This window comes from Streptomyces tardus (genome assembly GCF_018101125.2).
Taxonomy (GTDB): domain Bacteria; phylum Actinomycetota; class Actinomycetes; order Streptomycetales; family Streptomycetaceae; genus Streptomyces; species Streptomyces tardus.
Genome location: NZ_JAELVF020000004.1, coordinates 690092 through 712560, shown reverse-complemented (window position 1 = coordinate 712560; position 22469 = coordinate 690092). Strand labels below are relative to the sequence as shown.

The window sequence follows — 22469 nt, the reverse complement described above, 5'->3', positions numbered from 1 at the left end:
TTGTCGAAGCTCTCCACGGGGTGGCAGAAGTCCAGGTCGCGCCATTGGCCTTCGGAGCAGAATCGGGCCACCAACTCGGCGAATTCCGCGACTCGTTCCACGGGAGCGAGGTGGTCCGCCTCGCGGATCGTCGTGAAGTGAGCGAGAGGAAGACTGGCGGCGAGCGCGCGGGATTCTTCCGGCGGGGTGAGGATGTCGTGTTCGCCGGTGACGACGAGGGTCGGTACGGGTGGCATCGGTTCGGGTCGGCACCAGTCGTGCGCGACGAGCCGCTCGTTGTGCTCCACCCATTTGGTCAGGCCGTCTTCGTCCATGTCGAGGAACTCGCGTCGCAGGAATCGTGCCACCGCGGAGAGTCGGCGTACGAATTCGGCGCCGGAGGCCGCAGTGAAACGTGTGACCAATTCATCGGCGATTTCGGTCAGTTGGCCAGCTTTTGCCTGTTCGCGCCACCGGTCGACGACTTCGGCGTAGTCGCTGGGCAGTTGGCGTGCCATTCCCACCAGCAGCAACCGGCCGATGAGTGAGGGGTGCTGCTGGGCGAGGCGCATGGCGATGGCTCCGCCGAAACATGCTCCGACGAGGTTGACGCGTGGCATTTCCAGTGAAGTCAGCATGTGGTGGACCGCGGCTGCCAGAAAGTCCATGCCGTGCTCGACGGGGAGGAAATCGGAGTCGCCGTATCCCGGGAGGTCCACGGTGACGACGCAGGCGATCTCCGCCAGCCGGCGCTCGTGCCGCACCCAGGATTGGCGGTCCTGTGAGGAGCCTCCGAGGATCACCAGCGGTTCGGTCGCGGGGTGTTCGGGCTGTGCCACTCGGCAGGTGAAGCGGTATCCCCGGTAGCGCAGTTCCCGCTCTGTGACGCGGGGTTCGCTCCGCGCGCGGGGCACCCGGAGTGCGTCCGGGTCTGTGTCGGGACTCGAGAAGGACGGGCGTTCCGGCACTGCGCTGCTCCTGACGGACGTGAATCGGCGAACTACGAGGTGTAGCACCGCAGATGGCGTCGCGGAGCGTTTCCCACTCCATTGAGGGCGAGCCCCGGAAAAGCGTCCGACAATGCTTGCGAACGGACTCCGGTCAGCTCTGTGGGAAACGAACACTGCACTGATCCGGATTCAAATGAATCGAACAGTTCGGAGTGATCGAAGTTCTTGTGAGAGTCGTGCTGGCGCGTGTGAGAGGCCGTGCACCCGTGTGTCGGGTGCACGGCCTCTCGGGACAGCGCGGGGTGTTGTGCGGTCAGCGGATCGATACGCCGGAGATCGTGCGGGAGATGACCAGGCGCTGGATTTCGCTGGTGCCCTCGAAAATGGTGTAGATCGCCGCGTCGCGGTGCATGCGCTCGACGGGGTACTCACGGGTGTAGCCGTTGCCGCCGAGGATCTGCATGGCCTGCGCGGTGACAGTTTTGGCGGTCTCGCCGGCGAAGAGCTTGGACTGGGAGCCCTCGGCCGCGGTGAACGGCTTCTGTGCGGCGGCCATCCAGGAGGCACGCCAGACGAGGAGTCGGGCGGCGTCGACCTTGGTGCGCATGTCGGCGAGCTGGAAGGCGACACCCTGGTTGTCGATGATCGGGCGGCCGAACTGCTCGCGGGTCTTGGCGTAGTCGAGGGCGACTTCGTAGGCGGCGCGGGCGATGCCGACTGCCTGGGCACCGACTGCGGGGCGGGACGCCTCGAAGGTGGCCATGGCGGCGTTGCTGCCCTTGCGCTTCTTGCCCTCGCGGACGCGGGCGAGCCGCTCGTCGAGCTTGTCCTTGCCGCCGAGCAGGCAGCTGCCGGGGACGCGAACGTCCTCGAGCACGACCTCGGCGGTGTGCGAGGCGCGAATGCCGTGCTTGAGGAACTTCTGACCCTGGCTCAGGCCCGGGGTGTTGGGCGGGATGATGAAGGAGGCGTGACCGCGAGAGCCGAGCTCGGCGTCGACGACGGCGACGACGACGTGGACGTTGGCGATGCCGCCGTTGGTCGCCCAGGTCTTGGTGCCGTTGAGCACCCACTCGTCCTTGGCCTCGTCGTACACGGCGCGGGTGCGTATCGCGGAGACGTCGGAGCCGGCGTCGGGCTCGGAGGAGCAGAACGCGGCGAGCTTGACGTCGTTCTCGTCGCCGTACATCTGCGGGATCCAGGTACCGACCTGCTCCTCGGTGCCGTTGGCCAGTACGCCGACGGCGGCGAGACCGGTGCCGACGATGGACAGTGCGATGCCGGCGTCGCCCCAGAAGAGCTCTTCCATCACCATGGGGATGGAGAGGCCGGTGGGGTCGAAGTACTGCTGGGCGTAGAAGTCGAGGGAGTAGATGCCGAGCTTCGCGGCTTCCTGGATGATGGGCCAGGGGGTCTCCTCGCGCTCATCCCACTCTGCCGCCGCAGGGCGCATGACATCGGCGGCGAAGCCGTGCAGCCACTCCTGGACTGACTTCTGGTCCTCGTTGAGATCGAATGCGAACTCCGCCATCTTGCGCCTCCACGTATTTGTTACTAGCGGTAACCGCAGTTTGTTACCCATCAGTATCGGCTGTCAACTCCCCCGCCTGTCTTCCTTCCGGAGCCCGGAGTCGGGGACCTGGTCGACGCGCGGGTGTTACGTTTCCGAACCGTGGAACCGCACAGGCCGAAGGGACACGGAATGGAAACCCGCCAGCGAGCGGCTCAGCGGGACGCGGCACAGAACAGACGGCAGGAGCTGCTGGAGGCCGCCGACCGGGTCGTGCTGCGGGACGGCCCGAGTGCGTCGATGAACGCCATCGCAGCCGAGGCCGGGATCACCAAGCCCATTCTCTACCGGCACTTCGGCGACAAGAGCGGCCTCTACCGGGCTCTCGCCGAACGGCACACCGACGCCCTGCTGGCAGCGCTGCGCGCGGCGCTGGACGCCCCCTCGGACCGGCGCGAACGTCTGGCCTCGACGATCGACACCTATCTGGCCAGGATCGAGGCGCGTCCGCAGGTCTACCGTTTTCTGATGCACCCGGCCGAGAGCGAGCAGGGTTTCGACTCGGGGCGGCACACCGCACCGTTGCTGCGCCGGCTCGGCGAGGAGCTGGGGAAGTTCGTCCAGGACCGGCTGGAGCTCGGTCCGGGCAGCGAGCAGCGGGCACGGGTCTGGGGGCACGGCATCGTGGGGATGATGCACGCGGCCGGGGACTGGTGGCTGGGTGAACGCCCGTGCCCGCGCGAGCAGTTGGTGGCGCACCTGGTCGACCTGCTGTGGGGAACGCTCGCGACCGCCGAGGATCGGCCCCGTGCAGGGCGGACGGATCGGGCGGAGGCCGGCCCGGTGGAGAGCGGCGCCGAGAGCGGGCAAAACGAACAGAGTGGCACGGAGCTGCCCCGGGCCTGACGGGACCGGAGCCTCGGTCAACCGGCTGCGGGCGGCGGAGGGTTGGAGCTGGGGTCGCGCTCGTGCAGCGGCATGCGCTCGCTGACTCCTGCCCAGTCCGCGCGTGCTGCCGCGCGCAGCAGTCGGCGACGGCGCAGGGCGCCGAGGCGGTCGGCGTAGACGAGCCCTTCCAGATGGTCGTACTCGTGCTGGAGGCAGCGCGCGAAGAAGCCCTCGCCCTCGACCGTGACGGGGCTGCCGTCACTGCGCATGCCCTCAATCCGGGCGTAGGCGGCGCGTGCGGTGCGTGCCTCGAGTCCGGGCAGCGACAGGCACCCCTCGGGGCCGGTGATGTCGCCGTACTCCAGGGCGGCCAGGTGGGGGTTGACGAGGTGTCCGCGCTGCTGCTCGTCCTCGTCGTCGGGGCAGTCGTAGACGAACACCCGGGCGGTGACTCCCACTTGGTTGGCGGCGAGGCCGACGCCGTCTGCCGCGTACATGGTGGCGAACATGTCCGCGATCAGCTGCTCCAGCTCGGGCCCGAACTCCGTCACCTCCTGGCACGGCGTGTGCAGCACGGGGGCACGGAACAGACTGACCGGCCGTACCGCCCCGGCGGGTTCACCTTCTCGCATGACGCTCAGACTACGGCCCGCCACCGACGGTCGCGGCGGGGAGCGGTTGCTGCTGTGGTGCGGTTCGGGAGTGGGCGCCATATCTCGATAGGCTGCGGCATGAGCGAAGCGCAAGGAGGACCAAGGACGATGACAGGTAATTCGGACCCGCTGTCGCCGCGCGCCAAACTGGCCGTGACGGCGGGCAGGGCTGCGGCGGCGGTGTCCCGAGCCGCGGGCCGCGGCAGTGGATCGGTGATCGGTGGCCGGGTGGCGCTGAAACTCGATCCCGACCTGTTGGCCCGGTTGGCGTCGCACCTGGACGTCGTCCTGGTTTCCGCGACCAACGGCAAGACGACCACGACGCGGCTCATTGCCGAGGCGTTGCGCGCCACCGGCGAAGAGGTCGTCTCCAACGCGCTGGGCGCCAACATGCCTGCCGGCATCACCTCGGCGCTCGCCGGGGGCTCGCGGGCTCGGTACGGCGTGATCGAGGTCGACGAGAAGTACCTGGCCGGGGTCGCGCGCGATGTGACGCCGAAGGCGATCGCGCTGCTCAACCTCTCCCGCGACCAGCTGGACCGGGCCGGCGAGACGCGGATGCTGGCCGAGCACTGGCGGGAGAGCCTGGCCGGGTCCAAGGCGCTGATCATCGCGAACGCGGACGACCCGCTGGTGGTGTGGGCCGCTTCGTCCTCGCAGAACGTCGTGTGGGTCGCGGCGGGTCAGGAGTGGAAGGACGACGCCTGGTCCTGCCCGTCCTGCGGCGGTGTGATGCAGCGCCCGGGCGACGACTGGCTGTGCGGCGAGTGCGGGTTCCGGCGTCCTACGCCGACCTGGGCGCTCTCGGGCGACCACGTCCTCGATCCGCACGGCGCCGCTTGGCCGATCCGGCTGCAGCTGCCCGGTCGGGCCAACCGCGCGAACGCCACGACGTCGGCCGCGGTCGCCGCCGCGTTCGGGGTGCCGCCTCAGGTGGCGCTGGAGCGGATGTACGAGGTGGCGGCGGTCGCCGGCCGGTACGACACGGTGACCTATCAGGACCGTCAGATCCGCCTCCTGCTGGCGAAGAACCCGGCCGGTTGGCTGGAGACGTTCTCGCTGATCGACCCGCCGCCGACGCCGGTCATCCTGGCGGTCAACGCCCGTGGCGCGGACGGCACCGACACGTCCTGGCTGTGGGACGTGGACTACTCCCGCCTGGCGGGGCATCCGATCTGTGTGCTCGGTGACCGCAGACTGGACCTCGCGGTGCGTCTGGAGGTCGCGGGCGTGGACTTCCAGGTCTTCGAGCGCTTGGACGACGCGCTTCGGGCGCTGCCGCCGGGCCGGATCGAGGCCATCGCGAACTACACCGCATTCCAGGACCTGCGCCGCGTCGTCGGCAACTGACCGGCTGAAGGGTGACCAATTCATGAGTGACACGAGCCTGCGGGTCGTCTGGGTCTACCCCGACCTGCTGAGCACCTACGGCGACCAGGGGAACGTACTGGTGGTCGAGCGGCGCGCGCAGCAGCGCGGCCTCAACGTGCAGCGGGTGGATGTGCGTTCCGACCAGCCGGTGCCGACCTCCGGCGACATCTATCTGATCGGCGGCGGCGAGGACCGGCCGCAGCGGCTGGCTGCCGAGCGGCTGCGGCGGGACGGCGGGCTGAGCCGGGCAGCCTCCAACGGGGCGATCATCTTCTCGGTGTGCGCCGGCTACCAGATCCTCGGCCAGGAGTTCATCAACGATCTGGGGCAGCGCGAGCCGGGTCTGGGCCTGCTGGACGTGGTCAGCACGCGCGGCGAGGCGGAGCGCTGCGTGGGGGACGTCCTCGCGGACATCGACGAGAACCTGCGGTTGCCCCAGCTGACCGGCTTCGAGAACCACCAGGGCATCACGCACCTGGGCCCGACTGCGCGCCCGTTCGCCCGGGTGCGGCTGGGCAAGGGCAACGGGACCGGTGACGGGACCGAGGGCGCCTGGAACGACACCGTGTTCGGCACGTACATGCACGGCCCGGTGCTGGCGCGAAACCCGCAGATCGCGGATCTGCTGGTGAAGCTGGCGCTGGATGTGAACGCGCTGCCGCCGGTGGACGACCGGTGGTACGAGGAGCTTCGGGCGGAGCGCATCGCCGCCGCCACCGCGGCTCCCTGACCGGCGGGTTCCGGCGCCCCGCGCGCCGTGCGCGAGGAACCGCCCCCGGCCGTACCCGCGGCCGGGGGCGGTTCTACTCTTTGAGCGGGCAATCGGTACGAAGCAGGAGAGTGACGGATGGACCACGGCGACCACGGCGTGCCCGCGGATCTGCCGCCGTTCACATTGGCGCGGGGTCTGGAGTTCACGGGCGAGCCGGCGTTCCTGGTCGGCTGTCTGGCGATGCTGGCGTTCTACGGCTGGGGCGTGCTGCGTCTGCGCCGGCGGGGCGACCGCTGGCCGGTGCGGCGTACGGTCGCATTCGTCACGGGTGTGCTGACGATCGCGCTGGTGACGTGCACCGCGCTGAACGAGTACGGCATGGTGCTGTTCAGCGTGCACATGGTGCAGCACATGGTGATCAGCATGCTCTCGCCGATCCTGTTGCTGCTGGGCGCTCCGGTGACGTTGACGCTGCGGGCGCTGCCGTCGGCCGGGCGGGGGCGGCGCGGGCCGCGGGAGTTGCTGGTGGCGCTGCTGCACAGCCGGTATCTGCGGGTCGTCACGCACGCGGCGTTCACCATTCCACTGTTCATCGCGAGCCTGTACGCGCTGTATTTCACGTCCCTCTTCGACTTCCTGATGGAGTCCAAGGCCGGGCACGTGGGGATGATGGCGCACTTCCTCGCGGTGGGGCTGATCTTCTTCTGGCCGATCATGGGCGTCGATCCCGGTCCGCACCGGCCCGGTTACGTGATGCGGATGCTGGAGCTGTTCGCATCGATGCCCTTCCACGCGTTCTTCGGGATCGCGATCATGATGGCGTCCGAGCCGATGGTGGGGACGTACTCCGATCCGCCCGCCTCGCTCGGGGTGGACGCGCTCGCCGACCAGAACGCGGCCGGCGGAATCGCCTGGGCGTTCAGTGAGATTCCGTCCGTGATCGTGCTGATCGCGCTGATCTATCAGTGGTACCGGTCCGAGCAGCGCCAGGCCCGTCGTGAAGACCGGGCGGCGGACCGCAACGGCGATCGGGAGCTCGCGGAGTACAACGCCTACCTCTCCTCGCTGAATTCGCGCGCAAGGTAGCGGAAAAGTCCGTATTCGCGCGACTATGGGTGGAGTCAGTCGCGCGTGCTGTGGCGATCCGCCGCAGCGGCGGCACCAAGGAGGTGGCGGCCATGCAGGACTCCGTGAGGAACCCCCCGGAACCGTCGACGAGGCAGACGTCGGGCACCGTGAAGGGCATGACGACCGCGACGGTGACGGCGCTGGTGGTCGTGACGGCCTACAGCGTGGTGATCGGCGGCAGCGGCCTGGCGGCGGAGAGCTGCATCACCAGGTCGATGACTCAGGGGGCCGGTCAGGGACCCGATGGGTGGCAGCAGGTACACGCGAACACCGCACCGGGGGCTCCTGCCGGAGTGCCCGGAGGTCCGGTCGTCGCCGTGGCTGCCGCAGCCGTTCCGGAGCGGCCCGCGCCCGCGCCGCTCACCGCGGTACGGCTCACGCCCGTACCCGCCGCCGTCTCGCCGGTCCCCGGACCGGGGCCGCCACGGGGGAGGTTGCCGCTGCCCCGCCCGGGCCCCTGCGGGCGGCTGCTTTCCCGCACGTACCCGCGCAGGCGACCGCGCCGGGGCCCGCCCCCGCCGCCTCGGCCGAGGCGGCGGGGCGGCGGAGGTGGCGTGTGCGCGATGTGTGGGTGGTGTGTGCTTCGGTCGGTCCCGATGTGACGTAGCCGTACCCAGCGAGCGTGTCCATGCCGTATCGCTGTACGCTCTCGGCTTCGGGTGAGCGGTCCGTCTCGGCGGACCAGCGGTCGGTCAGCCCCGCTTCGTCAGACTCGGCGGGAACGCAGCGCACCCGCCTGCCAGGGAGTGTCCGTGTTTTATTACGTGTGCAAGTACGTGCTGCTGGGGCCGTTGCTGCGGTTGATGTTCCGTCCGCGGATCGAGGGCCTCGAGCACATTCCGGCCGACGGCGCGGCGATCGTCGCCGGCAACCACCTCTCCTTCTCGGACCACTTTCTGATGCCGGCGATGCTCCGCCGTCGGATCACCTTCCTCGCCAAGGCCGAGTACTTCACGGGCCCGGGGATCAAGGGGCGTCTGACTGCGGCGTTCTTCCGCAGCGTGGGGCAGATCCCGGTGGACAGGTCGGGCAGGGGCGCGGGCCAGGCGGCAATCGAGGAGGGCATCGGCGTACTGAGCAAGGGCGAGCTGCTGGGCATCTACCCGGAGGGCACCCGCTCGCACGACGGCCGGCTGTACAAGGGCCGGGTGGGCGTGGCCGCGATGGCGCTTCGGTCGGGGGTCAAGGTGGTGCCGTGCGCGATGGTGGGCACCTTCGAACTCCAGCCTCCCGGCCGCCGGTTGCCGCGCATCGGCCGGGTGACGATCCGCTTCGGCGAGGCGCTGGACTTCTCCCGGTTCGAGGGCATGGAGTCCGAACGGGCGGTGCTGCGCGCGGTGACCGACGAGATCATGTACGCGATCCTCGGACTCTCGGACCAGGAGTACGTGGACCTGTACGCCCCGGAGGCGAAGGCGCTGGACCAGCAGAAGGACCAGCAGCACAAGGACGCGAGGGGGAAGCAGGGCCCCGAGGCGAAGCAGGGGGAGCCGGAGAGCGGGCGCAGCGCAGAGGGCGCGGACTGAGGCTCCGGAGACAAGCACACCACCGGCGGGGCCGGGCGGACCGAGAGGCCTGTCCGGCCCCGCCGCGTCGCGGCGGCAAGCGTGGCCGGGTGGTCGGTGCGCGCGGCGGTTGGCGCGCGCGGCGGTTGGCGCGCGCGGCGGGGCGAACCTAGCCGTCGCGGCGGGAGCCGCGGTGGTGGGCGGCGATGCCGAAGCGGCTCGGTCCGCCGGGGGCGGCGTCGAGGGGGTGGACCGTGGAGAGGGTGCTGAGGACCTCTTCCTGCTCGGCGGCCTCCTGCGACTCGGGCGCTTCGGGGGCGTCCGTGGCGGCGCGGTCCTTCGCCTGGGCGTCGAGCCGCTCCAGGTCGGCGGCGGACACGAGGGCGATCAGCGGTTTGCCGTGGCGAGTGACGACCACGCGCTCGTCGCCGTAGACGACTCGGTTGATCAGGTCGGCGAACTCGGCTCTGGCGCGGGTCACCGGAATCTCGTACGTCATGGGAACAGCATAACCGCGGGTACGTCCTGTACATTTTGTACAGAACGGATTTCCGTCGTCCGAGGAGGACGCGATGCACTCTGCCCAGGCACGCCACGTACTGCCCGAGTTCACCGAGCGCACCGCGGACGGCACCCGCACGCTCGACCCCTACTCCAAACTGCTCGGGGAGCGCATCATCTTACTCGGCGCCCCCGTCGACGACGCCTGCGCCGGCGATGTGGTCGCGCAGCTGATGTACCTGGAGCACGCCGCTCCGGACCGTCCGATCTCGCTCTACCTCAACTCCCCCGGCGGCTCCTTCTCGGCGATGACCGCCGTCTACGACACGCTGCGGTACGTGCACTGCGAGGTGGAGACGGTCTGCCTGGGGCAGGCCGGCTCGGTCGCCGCCGTACTCCTGGGGGCCGGTACGCCCGGGAGGAGGCTGGCGCTTCCCGGCGCCCGGGTGGTGCTGAGCCAGCCGGCGCTCACCGAGCCGATCCAGGGGCAGCCGAGCGATCTGGCCATCCAGGCACAGGAGTTGCTCCTGGCCCGCGAGACGCTCCAGACGCTGCTGTCCCGGCACACCGGCAGGTCGCGGGAGCAGATCGGTCGGGACGTGGAACGGGACACCGTCCTGGACGCGGCCGGCGCCCTGGAGTTCGGGCTCGTCGACGAGATCAGCGTGCCGCGCGCACAGCAGTCCGGCACCGGGCTCGGAGGCTGAGGGCGTGCTGCCGGATCTGCCGCCGCTGCCGGCGCTCACCGCTGCCGAGGGCGAGTTGGTGGACCGCTACCTGGAGGCGGTGGACCAGCTGGGCCGCGCCAACCCGGCACGCGCACGGCACACGCTCTCCGCCCTGCGCGCCGCCCAGGCCCTGGTCTCCGCCGCCACGGCGCTGCGGACGGCGCTGGAGACGATGCACGCGCGCGGTGAACGGGACCTGTACGAGGCGGAGTTGGCGCGAGCACTGCGAGTCCTGGACGGGGAGCGGCGCACCGCACGCGTGCGGCTGCCGCCGGGCTGAGCCGGGCCCGCAGTGAGCCGTGATGCGCCGGCTCGGCGCCGGGCCGAGGGCGGTCAGGCGGGGCGCGGCGCGGTGCCGGTGACGACGCGTACGGCCTCGGCGAGTTCCTCGTCGTCGAGGTCGGCACGGAGCGTCAACCGCAGCCGTGAGATGCCGTCAGGCACCGACGGCGGGCGGAAGCAGGCGGCGCGCAGCCCTCTGTCGCGGCAGTCGGCGGCCCAGCGGACCGCGGCCTCCGGCGAGGGCGCGCGCACCGACAGGACCGCGGCGGCGGGTGGTGCGGCGTCCAGGCCCGCTGCGGTGAGGCGGTCGTGGAGCAGGCGGGTGGCCGCGGTGACGCGAGCGGCGCGTTCGGGTTCGCGGCGCAGCACGCGCAGGGCGGCCAGGGCCGCGCCGGTGGCGGCGGGGGCGAGGCCGGTGTCGAAGATGAGGGTGCGGGCCTCGTTGACCAGGTGGTCGATGACGTGGCGCGGGCCGAGCACCGCACCGCCCTGACTGCCGAGCGCCTTGGAGAGGGTGAGCGTGAGGACGGTGTCGTCGCTGCCGGCCAGGCCCGCGGCGTGTGCGGCGCCCCGTCCGCCGTCGCCGACGACGCCGAGGCTGTGTGCCTCGTCGATCAGCAGGCCGGCCCCGTGGCGGCGTACCACGGCGCTCAGTTCGGGCAGCGGCGCGGCGTCCCCGTCGACCGAGAAGACCGATTCGGTGAGCAGCAGGGCGGGGCCGTGGTGGCCGTGCAGCGCCCGCGCGGCGGCCTCGGCGTCGGCGTGCGGGACCACGGCGGTACGGGCGCGGGCGAGCCGGCAGCCGTCGATCAGCGAGGCGTGGTTGGCCGCGTCGGAGACCAGCAGGGCGTCGCGGCTGCCGAGTGCGGTGGTGGCGGCGAGGTTGGCGCAGTAGCCGGAGGACAGTACGAGTGCGGCTTCGAACCCGCAGAAGTCGGCGAGCTCGGCCTCCAGTTCGGCGTGGAGGGCGGTGGAGCCGGTGACCAGGCGCGAGCCGGTGGCGCCCGCTCCCCAGCGGTGTGCGGCCTCTGCGGCGGCACGGGTGACCTCGGGGTGCCGGGAGAGCCCGAGGTAGTCGTTGCCGGCCAGGTCCAGTTCGCGTTCCTGCCCGGTGCGCGGGCGCAACGCACGGACGAGTCCCGCCTTCTCGCGCAGCCGCCGGGCGTCGGTGAGCCATTGGAAGGGGTCTGCGGGCATCCGTCCGTCCCTGGTGATCTGTCGGGTCCCCACGAACCTAGTGGGACGGGAGGGCGTCGGGGGTGTGGCGATACACACACCCCCGCGCTGCCTTCTTGTCGACTCTCTCCTTGGCCTGCCGCCGGGACGTGGGTGAGGATCAGCGGCATGGACCTGTTGAACACGCTGGTGGACAAGGGGCTGCGGCGCGAGCTGCCGACGCGCGACGAAGCGCTCGCAGTGCTGGCGACCTCCGAGGACGAACTGCTCGACGTGGTGGCCGCGGCCGGACGGGTGCGACGCCACTGGTTCGGGCGGCGGGTGAAACTCAACTACCTCGTCAACCTGAAGTCGGGGCTCTGCCCGGAGGACTGCTCGTACTGCTCACAGCGGCTGGGCTCCCGGGCGGAGATCCTCAAGTACACCTGGATCAAGGCGGAAGAGGCCACCGAGGCGGCACGGGCGGGCGTGGCCGGGGGCGCCAAGCGGGTCTGCCTGGTCGCCAGCGGGCGCGGGCCGACCGACCGCGACGTGGACCGGGTCTCCAGGACGATCTCGGCGATCAAGGAGGAGAACGCGGACGTCGAGGTCTGCGCCTGCCTGGGGCTGCTGTCCGACGGTCAGGCGGACCGGCTGCGGGAGGCGGGCGCGGACGCGTACAACCACAACCTCAACACCTCCGAGGCCACGTACGGCGACATCTGCACCACGCACGACTACGCGGACCGCGTCTCCACGGTGCGGCAGGCGCAGGCGGCGGGGATGTCGGCGTGCTCGGGGCTGATCGCCGGCATGGGCGAGAGCGACGCCGATCTGGTGGACGTGGTGTTCGCGCTGCGCGAGCTGGACCCCGACTCGGTGCCGGTGAACTTCCTGATCCCCTTCGAGGGCACGCCGTTGGAAGCCGAGTGGAATCTGACGCCCTCGCGCGCGCTGCGCATCCTCGCGATGGTGCGCTTCGTCTGCCCGGACGTGGAGGTACGCCTGGCCGGTGGCCGGGAGGTGCAGCTGCGGAGCATGCAGCCGCTCGCACTGCACCTGGCCAACTCCGTCTTCCTCGGCGACTACCTGACCAGTGAGGGGCAGGAGGGCAGGGCGGACCTGGAGATGATCGCGGACGCCGGCTTCGAGGTGGAGGGCTCCGGCACGGGCACGCTGCCCACCCACCGGGCGGACGCGCTGGCCGCGGCGGGCGGCTGCGGCCCCCTGGCCGGCGGCGGTTGCGGCTCCCACGAGGAGGGGCAGGGCTGCGGCCCCTGCGGCGGCGCTTCAGCCGGCGACACCGGCACGGCCGAGGCCGGCACGCACACGGCCGAGGCCGGCACGGCGGCAGCCGGCGACACGGGCGCGGCAGCCGCCGTCCCGGGGCGCGGCGAGCGTACGGGCGCGGCGGCCGGCGCCGAGTCGCGGGCGGACAACGGGGCACGTGCGGACCTGGTGTCGGTGCGGCGACGCGGGGCGGGTACGGAGCTGCCGCCCAATGCCTGACCCCCGTATCGCCCGACTGCCGCTGTCCACCGGGGAGTTGCTGGCACTCGACCGCCGCCATGTGTGGCACCCCTACGGTCCGATGCCGGGCCGGCAGGAGCCGCTGGTGGTGGAGTCGGCCTCCGGGGTACGGCTGCGGCTGGCCGAACCCGCGTACGGCCGGCGGGAGCTGGTCGACGGCATGTCCTCCTGGTGGTCGGCGGTGCACGGCTACAACCATCCGGTGCTCAACGAGGCGGTGCGCGGGCAGCTGGAGCGGATGAGCCATGTCATGTTCGGCGGGCTCACCCACGAGCCCGCCGTGCGGCTGGCGAAGCAGCTGGTGGACCTCTCGCCGGCCGGGCTGGAGCACGTCTTCCTGGCCGACTCCGGTTCGGTGTCGGTCGAGGTGGCCGTCAAGATGTGCCTGCAGTACTGGCGTTCGCGCGGCCGTCCGGAGAAACGGCGGTTGATGACCTGGCGCGGCGGCTACCACGGAGACACCTGGCAGCCGATGTCGGTGTGCGACCCGGACGGCGGGATGCACCATCTGTGGGCGGGTTCCCTGCCCCGGCAGGTGTTCGCTCCCCGGCCGCCGGACGGGTTCGAGGAGCCCGTCGACGAGGCGTACGCGCGCGAGGTGCGGGAGCTGGTGGCGCGGCACGCGGACGAGCTGGCCGCGGTCGTCGTGGAGCCGGTGGTGCAGGGCGCGGGCGGTATGCGCTTCCACTCCCCCGGCTATCTGAAGGTGCTGCGGGAGGCGTGCGACGCCAGTGGAGTGCTGCTGGTGCTGGACGAGATCGCGACCGGATTCGGGCGTACGGGACGGATGTTCGCGGCCGAGCACGCGGATGTCGCGCCCGATGTGCTCTGCGTCGGCAAGGCGCTGACCGGCGGCTACCTGACAATGGCGGCGGCGCTGTGCACCTCGCGGGTTGCGGAGGGGATCTCCGAGGGCGAGGTGCCGGTCCTGGCCCACGGCCCGACCTTCATGGGCAATCCGCTGGCCGCAGCGGTCGCCGGTGCCTCCCTCGACGTGCTGCTCGGTCAGGACTGGGCCGCAGAGGTCGGCCGTATCGAGTCGGGTCTGCGCGCCGGGCTGGAGCCGGCGCGGCAGCTGCCGGGCGTGCGTGACGTACGAGTGCTGGGCGCGATCGGCGTGGTGGAACTCGACCACGAGGTGGACGTGGCGGCGGCGACGCGTGCGGCGGTCGGCCGGGGCGTGTGGCTGCGGCCGTTCCGCGACACCGTGTACACGATGCCGCCGTATGTGACCGGGGACGAGGACGTCGCCTCGATCGCCGGGGCGGTCGTGGCCGCGGCCTCGGCGGGGTGAGCCGTGGACGAAAGGAGCACGTTCGAAATACCCGGCGCGGACCGCGCGCACAGCGGACTCGGCGCGCACAGCGCACGCGGCGGCCGACGACGGGAGGAGACCGTGGGCGGCGGGCCGGCGCCGAGTGAAGCGGGCGCGCACCGCGGGACGTTGGTGGTCACCGGGACGGGTACCGGAGTCGGCAAGACGGTGGTCACCGCCGCCGTCGCCGCCGCCGCAGCCGCGCAGGGCCGCACGGTCGCGGTGCTCAAGCCGGCTCAGACCGGAGTGCCCGCGGACGAACCAGGAGACGTCGCCGAGGTCGTGCGGCTGACCCGGGGCGCCGTGCACGGCGTGGAGTTGGCGCGCTTCCCCGAACCGCTGGCCCCCGCCACCGCTGCGCGGCGTGCAGGTCTGCCTCCGATCGGCCCCGAGCAGGCGGCGCGAGCCGCCCTGGAGTTGGCGCGCACCCACGATCTGGTGCTGGTGGAGGGCGCGGGCGGGCTGCTGGTGCGCCTGGACGACCACGGCGGCACGGTGGCCGACGTCGCCGGGCTGCTCAGCGCCCCCGTACTCGTGGTGGCGGCTGCGGGGCTGGGCACGCTGAACGCGACGGCACTGACCGCCGAGGCACTGCGGGCCCGCGACCTCGAGTGCGCCGGCGTGGTGGTCGGGAGTCTGCCCGCAAGCCCCGACCTGGCCGAACGGTGCAACCTCACCGACCTGCCCACGGCCTGCGGTGCGCCGCTGCGCGGCGTGCTGCCGCAGGGCGCGGCGCGGGTGGAGAGCTTCGCCCGCCGCGCGCCGGGCTGGTTGGCTCCGCAGCTGTACGGCAGTTGGTACGCCTCGCACCGCGAACTCGCGGCGGCGGGCGGCAGGCGGCAGGCGTGACCCACAGGAGGCGGCCGTAAGGCCGCGCGGTGGGGCCGTAAGGCCGCGCAGTGGGGGCGTACGCGATCGTGCGGACGCAGGGGCCCCGGGGCGGTCGGGTGGACCGGGCCGGGTGCTCTTCACGCCGAGCGTCCTCTCGACGAACCGCACGGCCTGCACACTTCGCCCCACGCGAGGCACGGGCCCCACGGCCTTCATGGGCCGCTGTCAGGGTTGGCCGGCGATCCAGCTCCGGAGTTCGGCGGTGCTGGCGGGCAGTTCGCCGGCGTCCCGTTCGACCGGCTTGGCCAGGTCGCGGGAGCGGAGCAGCCGGGAGAGGCGGTCGGGAGACGCGGGCACGTTCACTCGAGGCGGACGGTGCACGGGTGTACGGGCGTCCGTTCGGGAACAGGACACCCGTCGTGGGGTGCTGTCCCTCACGACGCCCGAGCCCCGACTGACCGCGGAGTTGAACCGATGACCTCACCCTTCCGCTTCGGAATCAACATGCTCGCCCCTCCGGACCGATCGGCGTGGGCCGCGCAGTGCCGTACGGCGGAGTCGATCGGGTTCGACGTGCTGCTGGTGCCGGACCATCTGGGGATGCCCGCTCCCTTCCCCTCGCTCGTGGCGGCGGCCGAGGCGACGGAGCGGCCCAGGGTGGGCACCTTCGTGCTCAACGCCGGCCTGTGGAACCCCGCTCTGCTGGCGCGCGAGGTGGCGACCACCGACCGGCTGACCGGCGGTCGCCTGGAGTTGGGGCTCGGCGCGGGCTACGTGAAGGCGGAGCACGACGAGGCCGGGCTGCCGTTCGGCACCCCCGGCGAGCGGGTGGACGCCCTCGCACGTCTGGTGACGGAGCTGGAGCGGCTGCTCAACGATCCCGCCAGGGAGCCGGCGCCCGCACAGTCCCCGTTGCCGCTGCTGCTCGGCGGCAACGGGGACCGGTTGCTGAGGCTCGCCGCACGGCACGCCCGGATCGCGGCGTTCACCGCCGCGCGCCAGGTGCCGGGGGCCGCCCCGGGCACGCTCGGGCTGATCGCGCCGGAAGCCCTGGCCGAACGCCTCGCCGTGTATCGGGAGTTCGAGGCGGGCAGAGTGCGGCCGGCGGAGCTCAACCTGCTGGTGCAGAAGGTCGAGATCACCGGCGACCGGCGTGCGGCGGCCGAGCGGCTGGCGGAGCTGGGCCCGGGGCTGAGCGTGGACCAGCTGCTTGACCACCCGGGGCTGCTGCTCGGCACGGCGGCGCAGATCGCGGAGCAGCTGCGGGCCCACCGGGAGCGGTTTGGGTTCTCCTACTTCACCGTTCTCAGCCCCGACATGCGGGCGTTCGCACCGGTCCTCGAAGAGCTCGGCGGGCACTGAGACGGCGGCCGGGCGAACCAACTCGCTCGACAGGGGCGGGCCGACGGTGCTGGGATCGGAGGTATGCACAACGCACTCCGCACCGCCTCCGGCAGCCCCCACGGGTCCGGCCCCGCCGAACCGGCCGCTGCGGGGGACCCGCCCGATCCCGGCCGGGCAGCCCGTACGCCCCTGGCAGGCGTTCGGGTGCGCCACGCTCGGGCCGACGAGGCGGCGCGGATCCTCGCCTTCTGGCGCCGCGCGGCCGAGGGCGTGAGCATCAGCGACGACGAGGACGGCGTGCTGCGGCTGATCACTCGCGATCCGCAGGCGCTGCTGCTCGCGGAGTGGGAGGGCGAGCCGGCGGGGACGGTCATCGCGGGTTTCGACGGCTGGCGCTGTCATCTGTACAGGTTGGCCGTCGCTCCCGAGCTGCGGCGCAGGGGCGTCGCGTCGGCGCTGCTGGCGGCGGCCGAGGAGCGGTTCGCCGCCCTCGGCGGCAGGCGCGGCGACGCGATGGTGCTCGACCGCAACGAGGCAGCGCACCGCGCCTGGCAGTCGGCCGGCTATCAGCGGGAGCCGCAGTGGTCGCGCTGGGTCAAGGCGTTGTGACGCCGCCGGGACGCGCCCCGTTCGCGCCTCCTCCCACCGGCGCTGGAGCGGGCAGCTCCCGTACTCTGGTGCCGTACCACTCCTGCGGATCATGTGAAAGGGGTCGGCGTCCGTCCATGGACGAGCTTCCCAGTCCCGGTAACCCGCTTCCTCCCGCGCCTCTCCCCCGTGCGGCCACCGCGCTGCCTCCGGTGAGCGCCGAGCCGAGGGGGGTGGGACGGTGACCGAGATCCTGCTGCTGGCTGTCGCCCTGCTGCTGACGCTGGCTTGCGGACTGTTCGTGGCGGCCGAGTTCTCGCTGACCACCGTCGAGCGCAGCGTCTTGGAGAAGGCCGCCGCCGAGCGCGAGGCCGGCGCGGAGAGCGCGCTGAAGGCCGTGCGTTCGCTGACCTTCCAGCTCTCGGCCGCGCAGCTGGGCATCACGGTCACGGGGCTGCTGATCGGCATGCTGGCCGAGCCCTCCATCGCCGCGCTGCTGTCGGGCCCGCTGCGTTCGATCGGGTTGCCGGCTGCCGTCGCGTCCTCCACCGCTCTGGTGCTGGGCGTCGTGATCGCGACGATGGTGCTGATGGTCATCGGCGAGCTGGTGCCGAAGAACTGGGCCATCTCGCAGCCGCTGCCGGTGGCGCGGCGGATCGCCACTCCGCACCGCGCCTTCGCGACGGCGTTCCGCCCGCTGATCCGGCATCTGAACAACACGGCCAACCGGACGGTCCGGGCCGCCGGTGTCGAGCCGACCGAGGAGCTGGCGTCCGCGCGTTCGCCGCAGGAGCTGGTCGCGCTCGCCCGGCATTCGGCCAAGGAGGGCGCGCTGGAGGCGGACTCCGCGGAGCTGTTCGTGCGCACCCTGCACCTGGCGGAGCTGACCGCCGAGAACGTGATGACGCCACGGGTGCAGGTCACCGCACTGGAGGTGCAGGCGAAGGCGGAGGATGTCGCGAACGCCACCCGCGCCACCGGGCTCTCCCGCTTCCCGGTGTTCCGGGAGAGCCTGGACACGGTGGTGGGGGTCGTGCACATCAAGGACGTACTCGCCGTCCCGGCCGAACTGCGCGCCCGGCAGCCGATCACCGAGCTGCTGCGCGAGCCGCTGCTGGTGCCGGAGTCGCTCACCGTGGACCGGCTGCTGGACCGGCTGACCGAGGCCCGCAGCCTCGCGGTGGTCATCGACGAGTACGGCGGCACGGCGGGTGTGGTCACGCTGGAGGACATCGTCGAGGAGGTCGTCGGGGAGGTGCGGGACGAGCACGACCCGCAGGAGACCCCCGATCTGGCGCCGCTCGGCGCCGACCCGCAGGGGCAGGAGCGTTACGACGCGGACGGCGCGGCACGCACCGACCAGTTGGAGACCATCGGGCTGCGCGCCCCGGACGGGCCGTACGAGACTCTGGCGGGTCTGGTGGCGACGGAGCTGGGCCGCATCCCGCGGGTCGGGGACGAGATCGTGGTGGCCGGTTGGCGGCTGGCGGTCACCGACGCGACCGGCCGGCGGGCGGCACGGGTGCGTCTGGTGGCCCCCGCTGCAGAGGACGGGCCGGAGTCGGCCGGGGAGGTCGGGGCATGACGTTCGTGCAGTTGTTCCTCGGTGTGCTGATGATCGTGCTGAACGGGTTGTTCGTCGGCGCGGAGTTCGCGTTGATCTCGGTGCGTCGGAGTCAGATCGAGCCGCGGGTGGAGGAGGGCGAGCGGGGGGCGCGAAGCACCCTGTGGGGCCTGGAGCACCTGTCCGCGGTGATGGCGACGGCGCAGCTGGGCATCACCTTGACCACTCTGGTGCTCGGCGGTGTCGCCGAGCCGGCGATCGAGCACCTGCTGGAGCCTGCGTTCCACGCGATGGGTGTGAGCGGGGCGCTGGGCCACACGATCTCGTTCGTGGTGGCACTGTCGCTGGCGACGTATCTGCACATGCTCTTCGGCGAGATGGTGCCGAAGAACATCGCACTGGCGGAGCCGGTGCGCACCGCGCTGGTGCTGGGCCCGCCCCTGGTGGCGCTGACGCGGGCGCTGCGACCGGTGGTGTTCACGGTCAACGCCTTCGCGAACACGCTGCTGAAGCTGCTGCGGGTGGAGCCGAAGAACGAGGTGGAGGCGACGTTCTCGGACGACGAGCTGGCGCGGATCGTCTCGGACTCCCGTGCCGCCGGTCTGCTGGACGAGCGGGCCACCGAGCGGCTGCGGGACGCGCTGGAGCTCGGGCGGCGTCCGGTGGCGGAGGTGGTGCGGCCCAGTGCTCGGGTGGTGGCGGCGCGGTTGGGCGTCACTCCGGAGCAGTTGGAGCGGCTGTCGGCGAGCTCGGGCTTCTCCAGGTTCCCGGTGGTCGACGGAACCGGGCGCGCGGTGGGCTATCTCCATGTGAAGGACGCGCTGGAGTCGGAGGACCGGCAACAGCCGTTCCCCATGGGCGCGCTGCGTCCGATCGCGCGGGTGCGGGCGCAGACGCCGCTGGACGACGTACTGGGCGCGATGCGCGGCAGCGGTACGCACCTGGCCGCCGTGGTCGGGCAGGACGGGCAGCCCGCGGGTCTGGTGACCATGGAGGACGTGCTGCGCGAACTGGTCGGCCACACACCGCCGCGGTAGCGGCCCGGGCTCGGGCGCGCTTCGGAGGGGCCGCGGAAACCGGTTGACCGAGGCAATTGGTTAGCATGACACGGCCATGGAGAAGACACCTGAAATCCGCAGTTTCGTCGCTCTCGGTGACTCGTTCACCGAGGGCATGTCCGATCACGCGCCGGTCGGCGACGGTTACCGGGGCTGGGCGGATCTGCTCGCCGCCCGGCTCGCCGACCGCGCCGAGGGAGTGCGGTACGCGAACCTCGCGGTGCGCGGCAAGCTGATCGGCCAGATCGTCGAGGACCAGGTGCCGCCGGCAGCGGCGATGAACGCCGATCTGGTGACGCTGGTCGGCGGGCTCAACGACGTGCTGCGCCCGAGCTGCGACATGGCGCGGGTGCGCGGCCTCCTGGAGGAGGCGGTCTCCACTCTCGCGCCGTCGTGCGGGCAGCTGGTGCTGATGCGCAGCCCGGGCCGCCAGGGCCCGGTGCTGGAGCGCTACCGGCCGCGCATGGAGGAGCTGTTCGACTTCATCGACAAGCTCGCCGCCGAGCACGGGGCGCTGGTGGTCGACCTGTACGCCGCCGGCGCGCTCAGCGATCCGCGGCTGTGGTACGAGGACCGGCTGCATCTGACGACCGAGGGGCACCGGCGGGTGGCCGAGGCGGTGTGGGAGCGGCTGGGTCATCCGGCGGAGTTCGACTGGCGGCAGCCGGTCCCGGACGAGCCGGCCGCCGGCTGGGGCGCACGGCGCCTGGCGGACGCGCAGTTCGCCCGTCAGTATCTGCTGCCCTGGGTGCGGCGGCGGCTGACCGGGCGTTCCTCGGGCGACGGGCGGGCGCCGAAGCGGCCCGACCTCGCGCCCTTGGCCTGCGAGGACACCCCGTAGAATCCCCAGACGTGACTGACAAGCCGCGTATCCCGAACGTCCTGGCCAACCGCTACGCCTCCGCCGATCTGGCCGAGCTGTGGTCTCCCGAGCACAAGGTGCGCCTGGAGCGCCGGCTGTGGGTCGCGGTGCTGCGTGCGCAGCGGGATCTGGGTGTGGAGGTGCCCGAGTCGGCCATCGCGGACTACGAGCGGGTGCTGGACAGTGTGGACCTCGCCTCGATCGCCGAGCGCGAGCGGGTCACCCGGCACGATGTGAAGGCCCGGATCGAGGAGTTCAACGCGCTCGCGGGCCATGAGCAGGTCCACAAGGGGATGACCTCCCGGGATCTGACCGAGAACGTGGAGCAGTTGCAGATCCGGCTCTCGCTGGAGTTGGTGCGCGACCGCACAGTCGCGCTGCTGGCGCGGCTCGGGTCCCTCGCCGGTGAGCACGCGGCGCTGGTGATGGCGGGCCGTTCGCACAATGTCGCGGCGCAGGCGACGACGCTCGGCAAGCGTTTCGCCTCCGCCGCGGACGAGCTGCTGGTGGCGTACGAGCGGGTGGAGGAGCTGTTGGCGCGCTATCCGCTGCGCGGCATCAAGGGCCCGGTGGGCACCGCGCAGGACATGTTGGACCTGCTGGGCGGCGATGACGAGCGGCTGGGCGAGCTGGAGCAGCGGGTCGCGGCGCATCTGGGCTTCGGCCGGTCCTTCACCTCGGTGGGCCAGGTCTATCCGCGGTCGCTGGACTACGACGTGGTGACCTCCCTGGTGCAGCTCGCCGCCGCGCCCTCCTCGCTGGCCCGGACGATCCGGCTGATGGCCGGGCAGGAGCTGGTGACGGAGGGCTTCAAGGAGGGCCAGGTCGGCTCGTCGGCGATGCCGCACAAGATGAACACCCGTTCCTGCGAGCGGGTCAACGGCTTCGCGGTGATCCTGCGCGGCTACGCCTCGATGGTCGGCGAGCTCGCCGGTGACCAGTGGAACGAGGGCGATGTGTCGTGTTCGGTGGTGCGCCGAGTCGCGCTGCCGGACGCGTTCTTCGCACTGGACGGTCTGTTGGAGACGTTCCTGACGGTGCTGGAGGAGTTCGGCGCCTTCCCCGCGGTGGTCGAGCGGGAGCTGGACCGCTATCTGCCGTTCCTGGCGACGACCAGGGTGCTGATGGCCGCGGTGCGCGCGGGCGTGGGCAGGGAGACCGCGCACGAGGTGATCAAGGAGCACGCGGTGGCCTCCGCGCTGGCGTTGCGCGCGGGTGCGGAGCGCAACGAGCTGCTGGACCGGCTCGCCGGCGACGAGCGGATCCCGCTGGACCGGGCGCAGTTGGCGGAGCTGCTCGCGGACCGGCTGGCGTTCACCGGTGCTGCGGCCGGCCAGGTGGTGCAGGTCCTGACCCGGATCGAGGAGATCACCGCGCGGCACCCGCGAGCCGCGGCGTACCGTCCGGGGGCGATTCTCTGAGCCCGCGCGGGGCCGGGCGGGAGCAGACGGCCGGCGAGGTCCCGGACGTGCTCGGTACGGGGTTGCGGGTGCTGTTCTGCGGCATCAATCCGGGGCTGCTGTCGGCAGCGACCGGCCACCACTTCGCCCGCCCCGGCAACCGCTTCTGGCCGGTGCTGCACCGCTCCGGGTTCACTGCGCGGCAGCTGGAGCCGGCGCAGCAGTGGGAGTTGCCCTCGCACGGCGTCGGCATCACCAATGTGGTCGCCAGGCCCAGTGCCAAGGCGTCGGACCTCTCCTCGGGCGAGCTGCGGGCGGGCGGTGAGCGGCTGGTCGCGACCGTCGAGCGGTACGCGCCGCGCTGGCTCGCGGTCGCGGGTATCGGCGCGTACCGGACTGCCTTCGGGGAGCGTACGGCGCGGGTGGGGCCGCAGCAGCGGAGGATCGGCGCCACCGGGGTGTGGGTGCTGCCCAACCCCAGTGGCCTGAACGCGAGTTGGTCGCTCGAGGATCTGGTAGCGGCGTACGGGCGGCTCGCTGCCGTCGCGCTGGGCTACCGGCTGGACGACAGCGGGTGACACTTCTTCCGGCTCTCGCCCCCTCCGCCCGTAGCGG

Annotated in this window: 22 protein-coding genes and 1 pseudogene; 17 read left to right on the top strand and 6 right to left on the bottom strand. The window is 71.9% G+C overall.

Annotated features, from left to right (window positions below; genetic code table 11):
- Together JGS22_RS25560 and JGS22_RS25555 are read right to left on the bottom strand one after the other, a co-directional pair.
- A partial coding sequence (locus tag JGS22_RS25560) for an alpha/beta fold hydrolase (RefSeq protein ID WP_216815168.1) occupies nucleotides 1-818 on the bottom strand: 818 nt, incomplete at its 3' end.
- Nucleotides 819-1242: 424 nt separating this feature from the next.
- Nucleotides 1243-2460 carry an acyl-CoA dehydrogenase family protein gene (locus JGS22_RS25555; protein WP_211039556.1) on the bottom strand — a complete coding sequence of 406 codons (1218 nt, stop codon included), beginning with the start codon at nucleotides 2458-2460 and terminating at the stop codon, nucleotides 1243-1245.
- A 171-nt stretch (nucleotides 2461-2631) separates the two neighbouring features.
- On the opposite strand from JGS22_RS25555, the pseudogene JGS22_RS25550 reads away from it, so the two are divergent.
- Nucleotides 2632-3243, top strand: a pseudogene (locus JGS22_RS25550) (TetR/AcrR family transcriptional regulator); the annotation flags it as partial.
- A 119-nt stretch (nucleotides 3244-3362) separates the two neighbouring features.
- Here the strand turns inward: JGS22_RS25550 and def are convergent.
- Nucleotides 3363-3959 carry a peptide deformylase gene (def, locus tag JGS22_RS25545; RefSeq protein WP_211039558.1) on the bottom strand — a complete coding sequence of 199 codons (597 nt, stop codon included), beginning with the start codon at nucleotides 3957-3959 and terminating at the stop codon, nucleotides 3363-3365.
- Nucleotides 3960-4088: 129 nt separating this feature from the next.
- Here def and JGS22_RS25540 point away from each other — a divergent pair, with 129 nt between their 5' ends.
- The 4 genes from JGS22_RS25540 to JGS22_RS25525 all read left to right on the top strand — a co-directional run bounded on the left by JGS22_RS25540 (nucleotide 4089) and on the right by JGS22_RS25525 (nucleotide 8717).
- Entirely contained in the window at nucleotides 4089-5330 is a 1242-nt protein-coding gene (locus JGS22_RS25540; RefSeq protein WP_211039559.1) for a MurT ligase domain-containing protein, read from the top strand.
- A gap of 22 nt (nucleotides 5331-5352) precedes the next feature.
- On the top strand, nucleotides 5353-6081 hold the full coding sequence (locus tag JGS22_RS25535) for a type 1 glutamine amidotransferase (RefSeq protein WP_211039560.1): 729 nt from the start codon (nucleotides 5353-5355) through the stop codon (nucleotides 6079-6081).
- 117 nt (nucleotides 6082-6198) lie between these two features.
- Complete coding sequence (locus JGS22_RS25530; RefSeq protein WP_211039561.1) at nucleotides 6199-7149, top strand: cytochrome c oxidase assembly protein; 951 nt, start codon at nucleotides 6199-6201, stop codon at nucleotides 7147-7149.
- Between the two features lie 794 nt (nucleotides 7150-7943).
- The gene (locus JGS22_RS25525; protein ID WP_211039563.1) at nucleotides 7944-8717 is read left to right on the top strand and encodes a lysophospholipid acyltransferase family protein; all 774 of its coding nucleotides are present in this window, start codon (nucleotides 7944-7946) and stop codon (nucleotides 8715-8717) included.
- 148 nt (nucleotides 8718-8865) lie between these two features.
- On the opposite strand, the gene JGS22_RS25520 is transcribed toward JGS22_RS25525, so the two are convergent.
- A complete protein-coding gene (locus JGS22_RS25520; RefSeq protein ID WP_211039564.1) occupies nucleotides 8866-9195 on the bottom strand; it encodes a type II toxin-antitoxin system Phd/YefM family antitoxin in 330 nt (109 codons plus the stop codon).
- 73 nt (nucleotides 9196-9268) lie between these two features.
- Here JGS22_RS25520 and JGS22_RS25515 point away from each other — a divergent pair, with 73 nt between their 5' ends.
- Both JGS22_RS25515 and JGS22_RS25510 read left to right on the top strand, forming a co-directional pair.
- Nucleotides 9269-9904, top strand: a complete 636-nt coding sequence (locus JGS22_RS25515) for an ATP-dependent Clp protease proteolytic subunit (RefSeq protein WP_211039565.1) — start codon at nucleotides 9269-9271, stop codon at nucleotides 9902-9904.
- A 4-nt stretch (nucleotides 9905-9908) separates the two neighbouring features.
- Nucleotides 9909-10205: a hypothetical protein gene (locus tag JGS22_RS25510; RefSeq protein WP_211039566.1), complete on the top strand. Its 297-nt coding sequence runs from the start codon at nucleotides 9909-9911 to the stop codon at nucleotides 10203-10205.
- A gap of 53 nt (nucleotides 10206-10258) precedes the next feature.
- Here JGS22_RS25510 and JGS22_RS25505 read toward each other — a convergent pair whose 3' ends face one another.
- Complete coding sequence (locus JGS22_RS25505) at nucleotides 10259-11404, bottom strand: 8-amino-7-oxononanoate synthase (RefSeq protein WP_211039590.1); 1146 nt, start codon at nucleotides 11402-11404, stop codon at nucleotides 10259-10261.
- A 147-nt stretch (nucleotides 11405-11551) separates the two neighbouring features.
- On the opposite strand from JGS22_RS25505, the gene bioB reads away from it, so the two are divergent.
- The 3 genes from bioB (at nucleotide 11552) to bioD (ending at nucleotide 15056) form a co-directional block, all read left to right on the top strand.
- Entirely contained in the window at nucleotides 11552-12871 is a 1320-nt protein-coding gene (bioB, locus tag JGS22_RS25500; protein WP_211039567.1) for a biotin synthase BioB, read from the top strand.
- Entirely contained in the window at nucleotides 12864-14186 is a 1323-nt protein-coding gene (locus tag JGS22_RS25495; RefSeq protein ID WP_211039568.1) for an adenosylmethionine--8-amino-7-oxononanoate transaminase, read from the top strand. The genes bioB and JGS22_RS25495 overlap by 8 nt, the downstream gene beginning before the upstream one ends.
- Nucleotides 14187-14336: 150 nt before the next feature.
- Complete coding sequence (gene bioD, locus JGS22_RS25490; RefSeq protein WP_211039591.1) at nucleotides 14337-15056, top strand: dethiobiotin synthase; 720 nt, start codon at nucleotides 14337-14339, stop codon at nucleotides 15054-15056.
- A 207-nt stretch (nucleotides 15057-15263) separates the two neighbouring features.
- Here the strand turns inward: bioD and JGS22_RS25485 are convergent, their stop codons facing one another.
- On the bottom strand, nucleotides 15264-15401 hold the full coding sequence (locus JGS22_RS25485) for a hypothetical protein (RefSeq protein WP_211039569.1): 138 nt from the start codon (nucleotides 15399-15401) through the stop codon (nucleotides 15264-15266).
- Between the two features lie 111 nt (nucleotides 15402-15512).
- On the opposite strand from JGS22_RS25485, the gene JGS22_RS25480 reads away from it, so the two are divergent.
- From JGS22_RS25480 to mug, 7 genes are all read left to right on the top strand, one after another.
- A complete protein-coding gene (locus JGS22_RS25480) occupies nucleotides 15513-16400 on the top strand; it encodes a TIGR03621 family F420-dependent LLM class oxidoreductase (RefSeq protein WP_211039570.1) in 888 nt (295 codons plus the stop codon).
- A 171-nt stretch (nucleotides 16401-16571) separates the two neighbouring features.
- Nucleotides 16572-16991, top strand: a complete 420-nt coding sequence (locus tag JGS22_RS25475) for a GNAT family N-acetyltransferase (RefSeq protein ID WP_236074453.1) — start codon at nucleotides 16572-16574, stop codon at nucleotides 16989-16991.
- Nucleotides 16992-17211: 220 nt separating this feature from the next.
- Nucleotides 17212-18555 (top strand): hemolysin family protein, encoded by a 1344-nt coding sequence (locus JGS22_RS25470; RefSeq protein WP_211039572.1) that lies wholly within the window; start codon nucleotides 17212-17214, stop codon nucleotides 18553-18555.
- The gene (locus JGS22_RS25465; protein WP_211039573.1) at nucleotides 18552-19571 is read left to right on the top strand and encodes a hemolysin family protein; all 1020 of its coding nucleotides are present in this window, start codon (nucleotides 18552-18554) and stop codon (nucleotides 19569-19571) included. Before JGS22_RS25470 ends, JGS22_RS25465 begins: the two co-directional genes overlap by 4 nt.
- 76 nt (nucleotides 19572-19647) lie before the next feature.
- Nucleotides 19648-20433 carry an SGNH/GDSL hydrolase family protein gene (locus JGS22_RS25460; RefSeq protein WP_211039574.1) on the top strand — a complete coding sequence of 262 codons (786 nt, stop codon included), beginning with the start codon at nucleotides 19648-19650 and terminating at the stop codon, nucleotides 20431-20433.
- 11 nt (nucleotides 20434-20444) lie between these two features.
- Nucleotides 20445-21875: an adenylosuccinate lyase gene (purB, locus tag JGS22_RS25455; RefSeq protein WP_211039575.1), complete on the top strand. Its 1431-nt coding sequence runs from the start codon at nucleotides 20445-20447 to the stop codon at nucleotides 21873-21875.
- Nucleotides 21872-22432: a G/U mismatch-specific DNA glycosylase gene (gene mug, locus JGS22_RS25450; protein WP_236074450.1), complete on the top strand. Its 561-nt coding sequence runs from the start codon at nucleotides 21872-21874 to the stop codon at nucleotides 22430-22432. The genes purB and mug overlap by 4 nt, the downstream gene beginning before the upstream one ends.
- The last annotated feature ends 37 nt before the right edge of the window (nucleotides 22433-22469 follow it).

Excerpts from the sequence above, each read along its gene's own strand:
- JGS22_RS25555 (WP_211039556.1), bottom strand. The coding sequence starts at position 2,460 with ATGGCGGAGTTCGCATTCGATCTCAACGAGGACCAGAAGTCAGTCCAG.
- def (WP_211039558.1), bottom strand. The coding sequence starts at position 3,959 with ATGCGAGAAGGTGAACCCGCCGGGGCGGTACGGCCGGTCAGTCTGTTC.
- JGS22_RS25540 (WP_211039559.1), top strand. The coding sequence starts at position 4,089 with ATGACAGGTAATTCGGACCCGCTGTCGCCGCGCGCCAAACTGGCCGTG.
- JGS22_RS25535 (WP_211039560.1), top strand. The coding sequence starts at position 5,353 with ATGAGTGACACGAGCCTGCGGGTCGTCTGGGTCTACCCCGACCTGCTG.
- JGS22_RS25530 (WP_211039561.1), top strand. The coding sequence starts at position 6,199 with ATGGACCACGGCGACCACGGCGTGCCCGCGGATCTGCCGCCGTTCACA.
- JGS22_RS25520 (WP_211039564.1), bottom strand. The coding sequence starts at position 9,195 with ATGACGTACGAGATTCCGGTGACCCGCGCCAGAGCCGAGTTCGCCGAC.
- JGS22_RS25515 (WP_211039565.1), top strand. The coding sequence starts at position 9,269 with ATGCACTCTGCCCAGGCACGCCACGTACTGCCCGAGTTCACCGAGCGC.
- JGS22_RS25505 (WP_211039590.1), bottom strand. The coding sequence starts at position 11,404 with ATGCCCGCAGACCCCTTCCAATGGCTCACCGACGCCCGGCGGCTGCGC.
- bioB (WP_211039567.1), top strand. The coding sequence starts at position 11,552 with ATGGACCTGTTGAACACGCTGGTGGACAAGGGGCTGCGGCGCGAGCTG.
- JGS22_RS25495 (WP_211039568.1), top strand. The coding sequence starts at position 12,864 with ATGCCTGACCCCCGTATCGCCCGACTGCCGCTGTCCACCGGGGAGTTG.
- JGS22_RS25480 (WP_211039570.1), top strand. The coding sequence starts at position 15,513 with ATGACCTCACCCTTCCGCTTCGGAATCAACATGCTCGCCCCTCCGGAC.
- JGS22_RS25465 (WP_211039573.1), top strand. The coding sequence starts at position 18,552 with ATGACGTTCGTGCAGTTGTTCCTCGGTGTGCTGATGATCGTGCTGAAC.
- JGS22_RS25460 (WP_211039574.1), top strand. The coding sequence starts at position 19,648 with ATGGAGAAGACACCTGAAATCCGCAGTTTCGTCGCTCTCGGTGACTCG.